General features: G+C 64.4%; 16 protein-coding genes. 11 read left to right on the top strand and 5 right to left on the bottom strand.

Features of this window, described 5'->3' with window-relative positions:
- The first annotated feature begins 3 nt into the window (after positions 1-3).
- The 3 genes from AKG11_RS06115 to AKG11_RS06105 all read left to right on the top strand — a co-directional run bounded on the left by AKG11_RS06115 (position 4) and on the right by AKG11_RS06105 (position 2,917).
- The gene (locus AKG11_RS06115; protein WP_023515659.1) at positions 4-1,032 is read left to right on the top strand and encodes a zinc-binding dehydrogenase; all 1,029 of its coding nucleotides are present in this window, start codon (positions 4-6) and stop codon (positions 1,030-1,032) included.
- A gap of 10 nt (positions 1,033-1,042) precedes the next feature.
- Positions 1,043-1,972, top strand: a complete 930-nt coding sequence (locus AKG11_RS06110; protein ID WP_024270884.1) for a lipid A biosynthesis lauroyl acyltransferase — start codon at positions 1,043-1,045, stop codon at positions 1,970-1,972.
- Between the two features lie 237 nt (positions 1,973-2,209).
- The gene (locus AKG11_RS06105; protein ID WP_050743274.1) at positions 2,210-2,917 is read left to right on the top strand and encodes a PAS domain-containing protein; all 708 of its coding nucleotides are present in this window, start codon (positions 2,210-2,212) and stop codon (positions 2,915-2,917) included.
- Positions 2,918-2,921: 4 nt separating this feature from the next.
- Here the strand turns inward: AKG11_RS06105 and AKG11_RS06100 are convergent, their stop codons facing one another.
- Positions 2,922-3,404: a hemerythrin domain-containing protein gene (locus AKG11_RS06100; RefSeq protein ID WP_050743273.1), complete on the bottom strand. Its 483-nt coding sequence runs from the start codon at positions 3,402-3,404 to the stop codon at positions 2,922-2,924.
- A 209-nt stretch (positions 3,405-3,613) separates the two neighbouring features.
- Between AKG11_RS06100 and ccoN the strand changes: the two genes are divergently transcribed.
- From ccoN to ccoP, 4 genes are read left to right on the top strand one after another with little or no spacing between them, the layout of a single operon-like run.
- A complete protein-coding gene (ccoN, locus tag AKG11_RS06095; RefSeq protein ID WP_024270886.1) occupies positions 3,614-5,236 on the top strand; it encodes a cytochrome-c oxidase, cbb3-type subunit I in 1,623 nt (540 codons plus the stop codon).
- Positions 5,237-5,246: 10 nt separating this feature from the next.
- Positions 5,247-5,978 carry a cytochrome-c oxidase, cbb3-type subunit II gene (ccoO, locus tag AKG11_RS06090; protein ID WP_050743272.1) on the top strand — a complete coding sequence of 244 codons (732 nt, stop codon included), beginning with the start codon at positions 5,247-5,249 and terminating at the stop codon, positions 5,976-5,978.
- 11 nt (positions 5,979-5,989) lie between these two features.
- Positions 5,990-6,142 (top strand): CcoQ/FixQ family Cbb3-type cytochrome c oxidase assembly chaperone, encoded by a 153-nt coding sequence (locus AKG11_RS06085; protein ID WP_023513312.1) that lies wholly within the window; start codon positions 5,990-5,992, stop codon positions 6,140-6,142.
- Between the two features lie 2 nt (positions 6,143-6,144).
- A complete protein-coding gene (ccoP, locus tag AKG11_RS06080; protein ID WP_050743271.1) occupies positions 6,145-7,008 on the top strand; it encodes a cytochrome-c oxidase, cbb3-type subunit III in 864 nt (287 codons plus the stop codon).
- Positions 7,009-7,087: 79 nt separating this feature from the next.
- Here ccoP and AKG11_RS06075 read toward each other — a convergent pair whose 3' ends face one another.
- From AKG11_RS06075 to AKG11_RS06060, 4 genes are all read right to left on the bottom strand, one after another.
- Positions 7,088-7,825: a GGDEF domain-containing protein gene (locus tag AKG11_RS06075; RefSeq protein WP_050743270.1), complete on the bottom strand. Its 738-nt coding sequence runs from the start codon at positions 7,823-7,825 to the stop codon at positions 7,088-7,090.
- Between the two features lie 118 nt (positions 7,826-7,943).
- Positions 7,944-8,300, bottom strand: a complete 357-nt coding sequence (locus AKG11_RS06070; protein WP_050743269.1) for a VOC family protein — start codon at positions 8,298-8,300, stop codon at positions 7,944-7,946.
- Positions 8,297-8,713: a hypothetical protein gene (locus AKG11_RS06065; RefSeq protein ID WP_050743268.1), complete on the bottom strand. Its 417-nt coding sequence runs from the start codon at positions 8,711-8,713 to the stop codon at positions 8,297-8,299. The genes AKG11_RS06070 and AKG11_RS06065 overlap by 4 nt, the downstream gene beginning before the upstream one ends.
- 64 nt (positions 8,714-8,777) lie before the next feature.
- Positions 8,778-9,533, bottom strand: coding sequence for a helix-turn-helix domain-containing protein (locus AKG11_RS06060; RefSeq protein WP_050743267.1), 756 nt, complete (start codon positions 9,531-9,533; stop codon positions 8,778-8,780).
- Between the two features lie 121 nt (positions 9,534-9,654).
- Between AKG11_RS06060 and ccoG the strand changes: the two genes are divergently transcribed.
- From ccoG to ccoS, 4 genes are read left to right on the top strand one after another with little or no spacing between them, the layout of a single operon-like run.
- Complete coding sequence (ccoG, locus tag AKG11_RS06055; protein ID WP_050743383.1) at positions 9,655-11,226, top strand: cytochrome c oxidase accessory protein CcoG; 1,572 nt, start codon at positions 9,655-9,657, stop codon at positions 11,224-11,226.
- The gene (locus AKG11_RS06050) at positions 11,226-11,723 is read left to right on the top strand and encodes a FixH family protein (protein WP_050743266.1); all 498 of its coding nucleotides are present in this window, start codon (positions 11,226-11,228) and stop codon (positions 11,721-11,723) included. Before ccoG ends, AKG11_RS06050 begins: the two co-directional genes overlap by 1 nt.
- The gene (locus tag AKG11_RS06045; protein ID WP_050743265.1) at positions 11,720-14,008 is read left to right on the top strand and encodes a heavy metal translocating P-type ATPase; all 2,289 of its coding nucleotides are present in this window, start codon (positions 11,720-11,722) and stop codon (positions 14,006-14,008) included. The genes AKG11_RS06050 and AKG11_RS06045 overlap by 4 nt, the downstream gene beginning before the upstream one ends.
- Positions 14,005-14,160: a cbb3-type cytochrome oxidase assembly protein CcoS gene (gene ccoS / locus AKG11_RS06040; RefSeq protein ID WP_023513303.1), complete on the top strand. Its 156-nt coding sequence runs from the start codon at positions 14,005-14,007 to the stop codon at positions 14,158-14,160. The genes AKG11_RS06045 and ccoS overlap by 4 nt, the downstream gene beginning before the upstream one ends.
- The last annotated feature ends 13 nt before the right edge of the window (positions 14,161-14,173 follow it).

Below are 14,173 nucleotides of genomic sequence, written 5' to 3'. Positions count from 1 at the left end.
GATATGCGCGCTCTCCAGCTTCTCGACGACCGCAAGCTTGAACTCACCGATATCCCGGAACCGGACGCTCCCGGCCCCGGCGAGGTGACGCTGCGCGTCAAGGCCGTTGCCCTCAACCATATCGACGTCTGGGGCTGGCGCGGCATGGCCTTTGCCAAGCGCAAGATGCCGCTGGTCATCGGCGCGGAAGCGGCCGGCGTCGTCGAAACGCTCGGCCCGGGCGTCTCCAACGTGCTGCCCGGCCAGCTCGTCTCGATCTATGGCGCGCGCACCTGCGGCCTCTGCAAGCCCTGCCGCGAAGGCCGCGACAATCTCTGCGAACATGTCGGCGGCGTACACGGCTTCCATCTGGACGGCTTCGCACAGGAGAAGGTGAACCTTCCCGCCCGCCTGCTCGTGCCGGCCCCGCCCGGTGTCGATGCGGTTGCGGCGGCACTCGCCCCCGTCACCTTCGGCACCGTCGAGCACATGCTGTTCGACAATGCCAAGCTTGAGCCCGGCGAGACGATCCTCGTGCATGCCGGCGGCTCCGGCATCGGCACGGCGGCGATCCAGCTTGCCAAGAAGATCGGCTGCACCGTCATCACGACCGTCGGTTCGAACGACAAGATCGAGAAGGCGAAGGCGCTCGGCGCGGATCATGTCATCAATTACCGCGAGGACCGTTTCGAGGGCGTCGTGCGCAAGCTGACGAAGAAGAAGGGCGTCGATGTCGTCTTCGAACATGTCGGCAAGGATACCTGGGCCGGCTCCATGCTCTGCATGAAGCGCGGCGGGCGGCTCGTCACCTGCGGCTCCACTTCAGGCGTCTCGACCGACCTGAACCTGATGATGCTCTTCCAGCAGCAATTGAAGCTGCTCGGCTCCTTCGGCTGCCGCATGGAGAACATGGCGAACGCCATGCAGAAGATGGCGCGCGGCCTCGTCCATCCGGTCATCGATACGGAAGTCACCTTCGACGGTATCGCGACGGCCCTGGAGCGCATGGAATCGCGCCAGATCTTCGGCAAGATCGTCCTGAAGCTGGATTGATACCGTGCGGATGATCGTCACACGCCTCGTCCTGGCGCTCAGGAAGTTCAAGCAATGGTCGGTGGCGCAGCTCGTCTTCGGCCTGCTCAGCCTCCTGAAGCTGCTGCCGGCAGACGGTGCGATCAATTTCGCCGATCGCGTGGCGCGCTGGATCGGGCCGAAGACGAAGCGCCACACGCTGACGCTCACCAATTTGCGCAATGCCTTTCCGGAGAAGCCCGAGGCCGAGATCGCTGAGATCGCGCTCGACGCCTGGGGAAACATGGGTCGGCTTGCGGCCGAATATGTTTTCCTCGACCGTCTCTTCGATTTCGATCCCGCGCGTCAAACGGCCGGCCGCATCGAGGTCTCGGGCATTCCGCTTTTCGTGGACCTGCGCGACAATCCGCGGCCCTTCATCGTCTTCACCGCCCATACCGGCAATTTCGAGCTGCTGCCGGTCGCCGGTGCCTCCTTCGGCCTCGACGTGACGGTGCTCTTCCGCCCGCCGAACAATCCTTACGTTGCCGACAAGGTTTTTGAATTCCGCCGCGCCCGTATGGGCGATCTCGTGCCGTCCCATGCCGGCTCGTCCTTCACGCTTGCCCGCAAGCTGGAAGCGGGCGGTCCGGTTGGCGTGCTGGTCGACCAGAAGTTCAACAAGGGCCTGCACACGGAATTCTTCGGTCAGAAGGTGCAGACCAACCCGCTGCTGGCCAAGCTCGTGCGCCAGTTCAACTGCGAGGTCTATCCCGCGCGTTGCATCCGCCTGCCGGGCAACCGCTACCGGCTGGAACTGGAACCGGCGATGCACATTCCCCGCAGGGAAAACGGCTCCGTCGATGTGGATGCGACCGCACAGATGCTGAACGACAAGGTCGAGCAGTGGGTGCGGGAATATCCCGGCCAGTGGCTCTGGTATCATGACCGCTGGAATATCAAGCGCGGCCTTATTACTTGACTGCTTACTATTGTTTCTTTCAATCGCGATTTTGAACACGTTCAGTTTCGCGAAATATTCGACTTTCGTCGAATTTGGGGTTTGACATCCTCTCGTTCGCTGTTACCATTTTGCTAATGTAAGCGCTTTGGGCAGCATATTTGGAGGGGAACGATCAAAGCTGTATCTCATTTCTGAACATTTCAAATAGTGTAGTGATGCAATTGCTGTAATTTTCAGCAATTCGGGGAGCATGCATTGAAAGCTCTTGTAGAGTTGTTCTGGTTTAAGTATTCACAACTCCAGCATGCGGTGAAGACCGGAAACGAACGGCTCGTTTCCATGCTGGACAGGGAAATCGAACCGGCCCTGGCGGCCGTGTTGCAGAAGGAGGCGAGCGACGCCTCCGAGTTTCGCTCCCAATTCCAGTTCGTGGTGGATCTCCTTCGGGAAGAGGCGGATGACAAGGCCTGCGTGCTCCGGCAGGCGCATCATTTCAAGCTGCTGCTGGACCGGTATTTCGGGACGGAAGAGGGTGTCGCGCCGTTCCGGGTGGAGATGCTCGAAGCTGGGCGTCCCGTTTCCACGCCGCGCGTGGTGGAGGATGGACTGCTCAACGAGGCGATTCTCGACAGCTTTCCGGACCGCGTCGCCGTCATCACGACGGACTATCGTTATCTCTACTCCAATCCGCTCAATGCCGAGTGCTTCAGCGAAAAGCCCATCGATCTCGTCGGCCGGCATATCGTGGAGTTCATCGGCGTGCAGCGTTTCGAGAGCCGTGTGAAACGCAATCTCGATCACTGCTTTGCCGGGGACGTGGTGGAATACGACTATGTTTCCGCGCGCCGGGGGCAGGCGATCACGCGTTGCCGCATGACGCCGTGCCTGTCGGCGGCGGGTAATGTGCTCGGCGCCATCCTGGTTCTGCAGGAAACGGCGCAGCAGGGGCCGCTCGCCGCCTGAGCGGTCAGGAGGAAAGGCCGGTGCCCCGCAGCATGAACTGCTGCTCGAAGGCGATGTGGCGCCGGATCGATTCGAAGAAGCCGCGGAGCATGTAGCCCGCGGTTTCCGCGTTCACGGTGTCATCGCCGCTGCCGAGCCGGTTCAGCGTATCGGTCAGCTCTTCCGCAAAGCACTCGTCCTCGACATGCTCGAACTTCAGCCGGGCAATGGAATCGATCAGCTCCCGGTCGCCGGAGGCCTTACGCTCCAGGAGCGGAAACACCGCCTCTTCCTCGTAGCGGTGGATGCCGTTCACCAGCGGCATCAGCGATTTGGCCGCATACATGCACTTCTGCCGGTTGACGTTTGCCGGCAGGCTGTCGGCGATATCCTCCAGCGCTTCGCAGAGTGTCAGTTGCGCGCTATGGGCCTTTTTCAGCCAGTCCAGTGAAACGGCGTCCGTCGGGGTATCCGAAAGCAGCCGGGCGATCCCTGTATAGTCTGTCATGTCGTGTTCCCTCGGTTCGAGAGTGCCGCGAGCGTTTCGACGCGCGGCTGCGTCAACCTGTCCCTTGATGCCGCTGGCAACCGCGCTTCGCCTTGATCCATGTCAAGGATGCTTCCGGCCGCATCTGCGAAGGCTCAGTCGAGCGCAAGGGCCGATTCCGCGAGGGAACCGGTGTTTGCGGGAAATTGACGAGTTGGGGGATGCCAACGATGAAATATGTAACGGAAACGATCGTCCTGGCCGTGGGGGCGTTCATCGCGCTGCTCGGCGCAGCCTTTGCTCAGGACAGGTTCTTCGAGGCCCACATGTGGGTTCTCTTCTTCGTGCTGCTCGCCAGCACGCTCTTCATGATCCGGCGCATCTCTTTCGCGCCGGCTGTCGCGGTCAAGTCCTCGCAGGACGACGAGGGCTACTTCGACGAGGTCGTCAAGTACGGCGTCATCGCGACGGTGTTCTGGGGCGTCGTCGGCTTCCTGGTCGGCGTCGTCGTGGCGCTGCAGCTGGCCTTCCCCGACCTCAACATCGAGCCCTGGCTGAATTTCGGCCGCACGCGCCCGCTGCACACATCCGCGGTGGTCTTCGCTTTTGGTGGCAATGCGCTGATTGCGACCTCCTTCTACGTGGTGCAGCGCACGTCGCGTGCCCGCCTCTTCGGCGGCAATCTCGGCTGGTTCGTGTTCTGGGGGTACCAGCTCTTCATCGTCATGGCCGCCACCGGCTACCTGCTCGGCATCACGCAGAGCCGGGAATATGCCGAGCCGGAATGGTATGTCGATATCTGGCTCACCATCGTCTGGGTCGCCTATCTGATCGCCTTCCTCGGCACGATCATGACGCGCAAGGAGCCGCATATCTATGTGGCGAACTGGTTCTTCCTGTCGTTCATCGTGACGATCGCCATGCTGCACATCGTCAACAACCTGGCTGTCCCGGTCTCGTTCCTCGGCGTGAAGAGCTACTCGGCCTTCTCCGGCGTGCAGGATGCGCTGACGCAGTGGTGGTACGGCCACAACGCCGTGGGCTTCTTCCTGACGGCCGGCTTCCTCGGCATGATGTACTACTTCATCCCGAAGCAGGTGAACCGTCCGGTCTATTCCTACCGCCTGTCGATCATCCACTTCTGGGCCCTGATCTTCATGTATATCTGGGCCGGCCCGCACCACCTGCACTATACGGCGCTGCCGGACTGGGCGCAGACGCTCGGCATGGTCTTCTCGATCATGCTCTGGATGCCCTCCTGGGGCGGCATGATCAACGGCCTGATGACGCTCTCGGGCGCCTGGGACAAGATCCGCACCGATCCGATCGTGCGCATGATGGTCATGGCCGTCGCCTTCTACGGCATGGCGACCTTCGAAGGCCCGATGATGTCGATCAAGTCGGTCAACTCGCTCAGCCACTACACGGACTGGACCATCGGCCACGTGCATTCGGGCGCGCTCGGCTGGAACGGCCTCATCACCTTCGGCGCGATCTACTTCCTCGTTCCGAAGCTGTGGAAGCGCGAGCGGCTCTACTCGATCCGCATGGTCAACTGGCACTTCTGGCTCGCAACCCTCGGCATCGTCGTCTACGCCGCTGTCATGTGGGTCGCCGGCATCCAGCAGGGCCTGATGTGGCGCGAATACGACGAGCAGGGCTTCCTGGTCTACTCGTTCGCCGAAACGATCGCCGCCATGTTCCCCTACTACGTGCTGCGTGCCGCCGGCGGCGGGCTGTTCCTGCTGGGCGCACTCATCATGGCCTACAACGTGACCATGACAATCCTCGGTTACCAGCGCGACGAGGCCCCGATCCCGGGTGCCGCGCCGAAGCTGCAGCCGGCCGAATAGGAGGGACCCGATGTCCATTCTTGACAAACACGCGATCCTCGAGCGCAACGCGACGCTTCTCCTCGTCGGCTCGCTCTTCGTGGTCACCATCGGCGGCATCGTCGAGATCGCCCCGCTGTTCTACCTGGAAAACACCATCGAGAAGGTGGAGGGCATGCGGCCTTATTCGCCGCTGGAGCTCGCCGGCCGGGACATCTATGTCCGCGAGGGCTGTTACACCTGCCACAGCCAGATGATCCGTCCGTTCCGCGACGAGGTGGAGCGCTACGGGCATTATTCGCTGGCGGCGGAATCGATGTACGACCATCCGTTCCAGTGGGGTTCCAAGCGTACCGGTCCGGACCTTGCCCGCGTCGGCGACCGCTATTCGAACGAATGGCACGTCCAGCACCTGATCGAGCCGCGCTCGGTCGTGCCGGAATCGGTCATGCCGAGCTATTCCTTCCTCAAGGAAACGCCGCTGGAGGTGAGGAACGTCTCGATGCATCTTGAGGCCAACCGCGCCGTGGGCGTGCCGTACAGCGACGAGATGATCGCCAACGCTGCCGCCGACATCAAGGCGCAGGCCGACCCGAATGCCGACACGTCGGGCATCGAGGCCCGCTATCCGAAGGCCAAGCTCGGCGATTTCGATGGCGACCCGGCCAAGCTTACCGAAATGGATGCGCTCGTCGCCTATCTGCAGATGCTCGGCACGCTGGTGGACTTCTCCACCTATGACGATGCCAGCGGCTACCGCTGAGGAGGAAGCCCATGGAAACCTACACCGCCATGCGGCACTTCGCCGACAGCTGGGGACTGCTCGCCATGACGCTGTTCTTCCTCGCCGTCGTCGCCTTCACCCTTCGCCCCGGCGCCCGCAAGGCCGCCGAACGGGCCGCTGAAATCCCTCTCAAGGAGGACTGATCATGGCCGAGAAGCATATTGACGAAATCTCGGGCGTCGAAACCACCGGCCACGAATGGGACGGCATCCGTGAATTGAACAACCCGATGCCACGCTGGTGGGTCTGGTCGTTCTACGCGACGATCGTCTGGGCGATCGGCTATACGATCGCCTTTCCGGCCTGGCCGCTGATCTCCGATGCCACGACCGGCATGCTCGGCTGGTCGAGCCGCGCCAATGTTGCCATCGAACTTTCCGAGGCAAAACAGGCGCAGGCCGGCATGGTCGACCGCATCGCGAAATCGTCGCTGCAGGAGATCATGGCCGATCCGCAGCTCTCGCAGTTTGCGATTGCCGGCGGCGCCTCGGCCTTCAAGGTCAATTGCGCCCAGTGCCATGGTTCGGGCGCGGCCGGTGCCGCGGGTTTCCCCAACCTCAACGACGACGACTGGGTCTGGGGCGGCACGGTGGACGACATCTACCAGACGATCGCCCATGGCATCCGCCATCCGGGCGACGACGAGACCCGCATCTCGGATATGCCGGCCTATGGCGAAATCCTCCAGCCGGAGGAGATCAAGCAGGTCGCGGCCTATGTGGTCAGCCTGACGGGCACGCCGTCGGATGCCGGCCTCGTGGAACCCGGCAAGCAGATCTTCGCCGACAACTGCGCGGCCTGCCACGGTGAGGACGCCAAGGGCAACCGTGAAATGGGCGCCCCCGACCTTGCCGACGCCATCTGGCTGAAGGGCGAGGGCGAGGCCGCCATCGCCCAGCAGGTGCGTGCGCCGAAACATGGTGTCATGCCCGCCTGGCTTCCCCGTCTCGGCGATCCGTCCATCAAGCAGCTTGCCGTCTTCGTACACTCGCTGGGCGGGGGCGAGTAGGCGCCAGGATCACCAAACGACGAAGGCCGCGGTTTCCGCGGCCTTTTTTTGGTCAGGAGCTTGCCCGGCGGAACAGCCTTCAGGCGACGACCGTGTTCCGGCCCATCGATTTTGCCCGGTAGAGGTTGCGATCGGAGGCGGCGAGCGCCTCGACCGGATCAAAACGCGGCGCGCAGTGGAAGACGCCGATGCTGATGCCGAGCGCGATGCGCATACCTGACGGCGCGCGGAGGTCGATTGCCTCCACCGCCTCGCGGATCGTCTGGGAATGGCCCAGCATGTGGTCGGGCGAGGCGGCGTCGAGGAAGACAGCGAACTCCTCGCCGCCCAGCCGGCCGATGAGGTCGTCCTTCTCCGCAAGCTTGCCCAAAAGCGCCCCGACGAGGCGCAGCGCCTCGTCGCCCGCGGCGTGGCCGAAGCGGTCGTTGACGGACTTGAAGTGGTCGAGGTCGAGGAAGAGCAGGCCGCCGGAGTGGCCATTGCGGCTGCGGGTTTCAAGTTCGGCCAGAAAGGTCGCGCGGTTGAGCACGCCCGTCAGCGCGTCGCGCTGCGCCTGGTGTTTCAGGCGGGCATAGGCCTCGGCAAGCTGGTCCTTTGCACTGGCGAGGGCGGCATTGGCGGCGCGCAGCCGGTCCGCCTGGTAAAAATGCAGGATCGAGACGGGAATGGAGATGGCGATCGGACAGACGATGGTCATGACGAGGCCGGCGCCCGCGACCTGGCCGCCCATGAGCGGCACGAAGGCGAAGCTGATGGCAAGGGATGCCAGCGTCGAGAGAATGCCGACCGCCAATGCCTTGCCGAGGATTTTGTACATGGAAAAAGCCCGCGTCCGTATTGATCGCGGGCCCTGACTAGGAGCGTCTTATTGAGAAAACCTGAATTCCTTCGGTAAAAGGCATCCGGCCGTTCACATTGACGTTACGGCAGGCAAATCACTGGTCGGACCAGACCGCGAGCTCGTAGCCGTCGGGGTCGGTGAACTGGAAGCGCCGGCCGCCGGGAAAGTCGAAGATCGGCTTGACGATCGCTCCGCCCGCCGCCGTCACCCGTGCCAACACCTCTTCCAGCGCATCGGCAAAGAGGATGACGAGCGGGCCGCCCTTGGCGCTGACCGGGGCAAGCGTCGTGAAGCCGCCGGTGAGGCGGCCGTCCTGGAACTCGCAGTACTGCGGGCCGTAGTCGGTAAAGGTCCAGCCGAAGGCCGCGCCGTAGAAGGCCTTGCTTGCCGCGATATCCGCGACGTTGAACTCGACGTAGTCGATCTTGCGATCTGCGCCTCTGGTGCTCATTCCTGTCCGTCCTTTTCTTCCATCAGTCTCGCCAGCGTTTCGAGATCACGCGCCACATGGGCCGCGTCCCGCTCGAAGGCTGCGTCGTCCATATCCGGTTGCCGCAGCAACAGGAACATCACCTCCGCGCCATCGCCGTTGGGCGCGACGCGCAGCGCATTGTCCACCACCCGCCCGTCCGGCAGCGTCACCCGATGGTCGACGATGCCGAAATCGTTCGGCGGGGCGAAGCGCACCCGCACATCGCCGATCGGCCCGCCGTCGGCGATCCAGTCTTCGCCGTCGCGCGTCAGCCCGGCGGCAAGGCCCGAGGCCCAGAGCGGCATGTTTTCCGGCCGGGCGGCAAAGGCGTGCACCGCACGCCAGTCACACCGGATGGTGCGGTGGATGACACGAGCGGGCAGGGTGGTCATCGGTTTCTCCATTCGGCGCCACGATACGCGGTCCCTTGCCGAAGTCTTGAACAAAACGGACATGTCAGACGCGCATCTGCCTCTGGATCTCGCCGGGCGTCAGGCTGGTCAATGCCAGCACGTCCCGGTTCATGTGCGCCTGGTCGGCAAAGCCCGTGTCGGCGGCAAGGCCGGCGAGGGAGGTGCCCGGCCCGGCGACCCGGTCGAGCAGGCTCTGCAATCTGAGGATACGGGCCAACGCCTTCGGCCCGTAGCCGAACTCGGCGACGCTGATGCGCCGGAGCGTGCGCGTCGTCACGCCGATTTCGGCGGCGATGACCTCCGGAGGCCGACGAGCGCTCAGTGCATACAGGGCCGCTGCATCGGGCCGCAGGTCGGGAATTTCTCCCATGCCGGTGGCGAAAATCGCCTGGAGCAGCCGCAGTCTCTGCCGGGGGCCAGAAGTTGCAAGCAGGCGCTCGTGCTGGGTGACCAGCCCGTGCAGGCCGATGTCGGCAAGGGGCACGACCTTGCCGGTCAGCGCGTCGAGGTCGCAGCGCAAGAGGTGGCGGGCGATGCCGGGTCGCAGGCGCAACCCGAGGATCGCCTCGCCCGGCCGGAGTTTTGGAAAGGCGGCGGTACGATCAGGCCCGGCAACGCGAAAACCCTGTTCCGTCCACAACAGGTCGACGCAGCCATCCGGCACGACAGCAATGCGTGCGGCCGGCGGGTTTTCAGGCGCACGATGCATCCAGGCGCAGCGAATGACGGCCGAGAGCGCGTCCGCAGGTGCGTATTCGCGGTAGTCGCCGTAGCGCTTGGCCAGGATGGTGCCCGTCATTGTCCGTCCTCTGTGCGGCAACCCGCCACGCCCTGCTATGTCCAAAACTTGACGTAGATCAACGATGGAGACCGTCGTTGGCGTCATTGTGCCGGCACAACGACAGGTGCGGCCGACAGACATGCAACAGAATACCACGACGATCTACAATTCCATCGAGCGCCATGAGGCGGAACCCGTCAATTCGGCGAAGGTTCGAAAGCCGCTTTACGAAAAGCGCAAGAAGATCTTCCCGAAGCGTGCGGAAGGCCGCTTCCGGCAGTTCAAGTGGCTGGTGATGCTGATCACGCTCGGCATCTATTACCTGACACCCTGGATTCGCTGGGATCGTGGGCCGCACGCGCCGGACCAGGCGGTGCTCATCGACCTGGCCGGCCGTCGTTTCTATTTCTTTTTCATCGAGATCTGGCCGCAGGAATTCTTCTTCGTCGCCGGTCTGCTCGTCATGGCGGGCTTCGGGCTGTTTCTCGTCACCTCGGCGGTAGGGCGCGCCTGGTGCGGTTATGCCTGTCCGCAGACCGTCTGGGTCGATCTCTTCCTTGTCGTGGAGCGGGCGATCGAAGGTGACCGCAATGCGCGGATAAAGCTCGACACCGGGCCGTGGACGCTCGACAAGATCTGGAAGCGTGTCAGCAAGCACGCCGTCTGGCTGGTGATCGCGGTTGCGACCGGTGGCGCCTGGATCTTCTATTTCGCCGATGCGCCGACGCTGCTCGTCGATTTCGCGATGCTGAAAGCGCCGCCCGTCGCCTACATCACCGTCGCCATCCTGACCGCGACCACCTACATTTTCGGTGGGCTGATGCGCGAGCAGGTCTGCACCTATATGTGCCCCTGGCCGCGCATCCAGGCGGCGATGCTCGATGAGAGTTCGCTGGTCGTCACCTACAACGACTGGCGCGGCGAGCCGCGCACCCGCCATGCCAAGAAGGCGATCGCCGCCGGCGAGAGCGTCGGCGATTGCGTCGATTGCAACGCCTGCGTCGTCGTCTGTCCCATGGGCATCGACATCCGCGACGGCCAGCAGCTCGAATGCATCACCTGCGCGCTGTGCATCGATGCCTGCGACAATGTGATGGACAAGATCGGCAAGGAGCGCGGCCTCATCGCCTATGCGACGCTGTCGGACTATTCGGCCAACATGGCGCTCGCCACGGCCGGCGGCACGGAGCCGGTCGATCCGAAGCGCGTGCGCGGTGCCGACGGCGCCTTCGACGGCAAGATCCGGCATTTCGACTGGCGCATCATTTTCCGCCCGCGCACGCTGCTTTATTTCGGCGTCTGGTCGCTGGCCGGCTTTGCGCTGCTCTTCGCGCTCCTTTCGCGCGACCGGCTGGACCTCAACGTCATCCACGACCGCAATCCGCAGTTCGTCGTCGAATCGGACGGTTCGATCCGCAACGGCTATGCGGTGAAGCTGCTCAACATGATCCCCGAGCCGCGCGTCATCACCGTGTCGATCGAGGGCATGCCGGGCGCAACGATGAAGATCGCCGGCCATGAGAGCGCCGACGGCCGCAGCGTCGATGTACCGGCCGATCCGGACAAGGTGACGGCGCTGCGTGTTTTCGTCACCCTGCCGCAGGATCGGCTTGCAGAAGCCGCCGAAGGCTTCCAGATTATCGCGGAAGACCGGCAGGGCCACGAGCGCGACGTCTATTCCGCCAATTTCAACACGCCGGGAGCAAAGTGATGGCCATGGAACGCAAGGAACAGGGGTTTGTCTTCACCGGCTGGCATATGGCGGGTGTCATGGGGCTGTTCTTCGGCACGATCATCACCGTCAACCTGATCATGGCGTGGAATGCCTCGAACAGCTGGAGCGGCCTCGTGGTGCCCAACACCTATGTCGCCAGCCAGCAGTTCAACGGCAAGGTGGCGGAAGCGCGCGCGCTTGCGGCCAGCGGCATCGAGGGTGACCTCACCGTGAAGGATGATCGCATCGTCTACCGTGTCACCGATGCGAACGGCGCTCCCGTTGTCGCTGACGACGTCTCGGCGGTGTTCAAGCGGCCCGTCGACGAGCGCAAGGATTTCACGGTCGCTCTTCAGCCGGTGGGCGACGGGCTGTTCTCGGCGGACCGCCCGGTGCCGGCCGGCCAGTGGGTCGTCGATATCAGCACGAGGCGCGATGGCGAGAAGGTCTTCCACCAGACCGTGCGCACCGTTGTTGCGGGAGGGGCGAAATGAGCTGCTGCGCACCCGGTACGGAGGGCGCCCTCGATGCACAGCGTGCGGCGCTGCCTTCCTCGGAAGAACTGATGCTGGCGAGCCGCTCCGTCGGTGAAGGCCTGCGCCAGAACGACCTCAGCGTGCCGGGCGTCTATTGCGGCGCCTGCATCACCACGGTCGAGGGCGCGCTGAACGCGCTGCCCGTCGTGGAACGGGCGCGCGTCAACCTCTCCACCCGCCGCGTTTCGGTGGTCTGGAAGGAGGAAGTCGAAGGCCGGCGCACCGATCCGCAGGAGATCGCCAGCGCCATTCGCGCCACGGGTTATGACACGCATCTCTTCTCGCTCGCGGCGGAAGGCGACGACCGCCTGCGCAACCAGTTGATCCGCGCCGTTGCCGTATCCGGCTTCGCCGCGATGAACATCATGCTGCTCTCGGTCTCCGTCTGGTCGGGCGCGGAGGCCGCAACTCGCGACCTCTTCCACTGGATCTCCGCGCTGATCGCCGGCCCGACGCTGATCTATGCCGGCCGCTTCTTCTACCAGTCGGCCTGGAATGCGGTGCGTCACGGCCGCACCAACATGGATGTGCCGATCGCGCTCGCCATCACGCTCTCCTACGCCGTTTCGCTCTGGGAGACGCTGCACAGCGCCGAGCATGCCTGGTTCGACGCGACGGTGAGCCTGCTCTTCTTCCTTCTGATCGGCCGTACGCTGGACCACGTCATGCGCGACCGCGCCCGCTCGGCCATAACCGGCCTTGCCCGCCTTTCGCCGCGCGGGGCAATGGTCATCCGGCCGGATGGCGGCCGCGACTACCGGCCTGTCGAGGAGATCGCCGTCGGCGAGCACCTTTCCATCGCCGCCGGCGAGCGTATCCCGGTCGATTGCCGCGTGCTTTCTGGCGCAAGCGACATCGACCGCTCAATCGTCAACGGCGAAAGCGATCCCCTGGCCGCCTCGCCGGGCACGCGGCTGGAAGCGGGTGCGATGAACCTCACCGGCTCGCTGACCGTCGAGGCTGTCGCCACGGCGCGCAATTCGTTCCTGTCGGAGGTCATCGGCCTGATGGAGGCCGCGGAAGGGGGCCGGGCGCGCTATCGCCGCATCGCCGACCGCGCCGCGCAGATCTATTCGCCGGCCGTGCACCTGCTGGCGCTCGTCTCTTTTCTCGGCTGGGGTTTTTACGATGGCGACTGGAAGCATGCCATGCTCGTCGCCATCGCCGTGCTGATCATTACCTGCCCCTGCGCGCTCGGCCTCGCGGTGCCGGTGGTGCAGGTCGTTGCGGCAGGACGCCTGTTTGCCGGCGGCGTGATGGTCAAGGATGGGTCGGCCATGGAACGCCTTGCCGAGATCGACACCGCCGTCTTCGACAAGACCGGTACGCTGACGCTCGGCAAGCCGCGCCTCGTCGACCGCGAAAAGGCCGATCGCACCCATCTCGCGCTGGCGTCGGCGCTCGCCGCCCATTCGCGCCATCCGCTGTCGATGGCGCTGGCGAGCGCCTGGGCAGGGCCGATGCCGCTCTTTGAAAGCGTGACGGAAGTTGCTGGCGGCGGCCTGGAGGCGGAGACGCCCCAGGGCCTCTATCGCCTCGGCAACCGCGCCTTCGCCAGCGGCAGTGCCGCAGCCGGCGACGAGGAACACGGGCTTTCGGAAGTCGTGCTCTCGCGCAATGGCAAGGTGCTGGAAACCTTCCGTTTCGAGGACACCCTGAGGGCTGGGGCTGGGGATGCCATCGCCACGCTGAAGCGGGCGCAGATCGATATGGCGATCCTCTCGGGTGACCGGGCGCCGGCCGTTGCCCGCATCGCAGGCCTTCTCGGCATCGCGCGCTGGCGCGCTGCGCTGTCGCCCCGGGAAAAGACGGAAGCGGTCACCGAGCGGGCGGCGGCCGGCCACCGTGTGCTGATGGTCGGCGACGGCATCAACGATGCGCCGGCGCTCGCCGCCGCCCACGTCTCCATCGCTCCGGCCACGGCGGCCGATGTCGGCCGGCAGGCGGCGGATTTCGTCTTCCTGCACGAGAGCCTCGAGGCCGTGCCCTTCGCCCATGCGACCGCCAGCCGTGCCGGCCGTCTTATCCGGCAGAATTTCGCGCTCGCCATCGGCTACAATGTCGTCGCCGTGCCGATCGCAATTCTCGGCCACGCCACGCCGCTGATCGCCGCCATCGCCATGTCCACCTCGTCGATCATCGTCGTGGTGAACTCGCTGCGCCTGCGCGGCCAGATGCCGGCCTTCGCCATGCGGGCGGCGGACGAGGCCCGCCCGGTCAATCCGCTGGTGCGCGCGGCATGAACACGCTGGTCTTTCTCATTCCCATCGCGCTCTTTCTCGGCGGGCTCGGGCTTGCCGCCTTCCTCTGGTCGTTGAAGAGCGGGCAGTATGACGATGTCGAGGGCGCCGCCTGGCGCGTTCTCGACGATGGCGACGACAAGCCGAAGCGCTGACGGCGCCGCTGCA

The sequence above is a fragment of the Shinella sp. SUS2 genome (genome assembly GCF_001262505.1).
Taxonomy (GTDB): domain Bacteria; phylum Pseudomonadota; class Alphaproteobacteria; order Rhizobiales; family Rhizobiaceae; genus Shinella.
This window is presented reverse-complemented; position numbering and strand designations above follow the sequence as displayed.

Bases quoted from the DNA above. Each gene is read 5' to 3' on its own strand.
- AKG11_RS06115 (WP_023515659.1), top strand. From the start codon at position 4: ATGCGCGCTCTCCAGCTTCTCGACGACCGCAAGCTTGAACTCACCGAT.
- AKG11_RS06110 (WP_024270884.1), top strand. From the start codon at position 1,043: ATGATCGTCACACGCCTCGTCCTGGCGCTCAGGAAGTTCAAGCAATGG.
- AKG11_RS06100 (WP_050743273.1), bottom strand. From the start codon at position 3,404: ATGACAGACTATACAGGGATCGCCCGGCTGCTTTCGGATACCCCGACG.
- ccoN (WP_024270886.1), top strand. From the start codon at position 3,614: ATGAAATATGTAACGGAAACGATCGTCCTGGCCGTGGGGGCGTTCATC.
- ccoO (WP_050743272.1), top strand. From the start codon at position 5,247: ATGTCCATTCTTGACAAACACGCGATCCTCGAGCGCAACGCGACGCTT.
- AKG11_RS06085 (WP_023513312.1), top strand. From the start codon at position 5,990: ATGGAAACCTACACCGCCATGCGGCACTTCGCCGACAGCTGGGGACTG.
- ccoP (WP_050743271.1), top strand. From the start codon at position 6,145: ATGGCCGAGAAGCATATTGACGAAATCTCGGGCGTCGAAACCACCGGC.
- AKG11_RS06075 (WP_050743270.1), bottom strand. From the start codon at position 7,825: ATGTACAAAATCCTCGGCAAGGCATTGGCGGTCGGCATTCTCTCGACG.
- AKG11_RS06070 (WP_050743269.1), bottom strand. From the start codon at position 8,300: ATGAGCACCAGAGGCGCAGATCGCAAGATCGACTACGTCGAGTTCAAC.
- AKG11_RS06065 (WP_050743268.1), bottom strand. From the start codon at position 8,713: ATGACCACCCTGCCCGCTCGTGTCATCCACCGCACCATCCGGTGTGAC.
- AKG11_RS06060 (WP_050743267.1), bottom strand. From the start codon at position 9,533: ATGACGGGCACCATCCTGGCCAAGCGCTACGGCGACTACCGCGAATAC.
- ccoG (WP_050743383.1), top strand. From the start codon at position 9,655: ATGCAACAGAATACCACGACGATCTACAATTCCATCGAGCGCCATGAG.
- AKG11_RS06050 (WP_050743266.1), top strand. From the start codon at position 11,226: ATGGCCATGGAACGCAAGGAACAGGGGTTTGTCTTCACCGGCTGGCAT.
- AKG11_RS06045 (WP_050743265.1), top strand. From the start codon at position 11,720: ATGAGCTGCTGCGCACCCGGTACGGAGGGCGCCCTCGATGCACAGCGT.
- ccoS (WP_023513303.1), top strand. From the start codon at position 14,005: ATGAACACGCTGGTCTTTCTCATTCCCATCGCGCTCTTTCTCGGCGGG.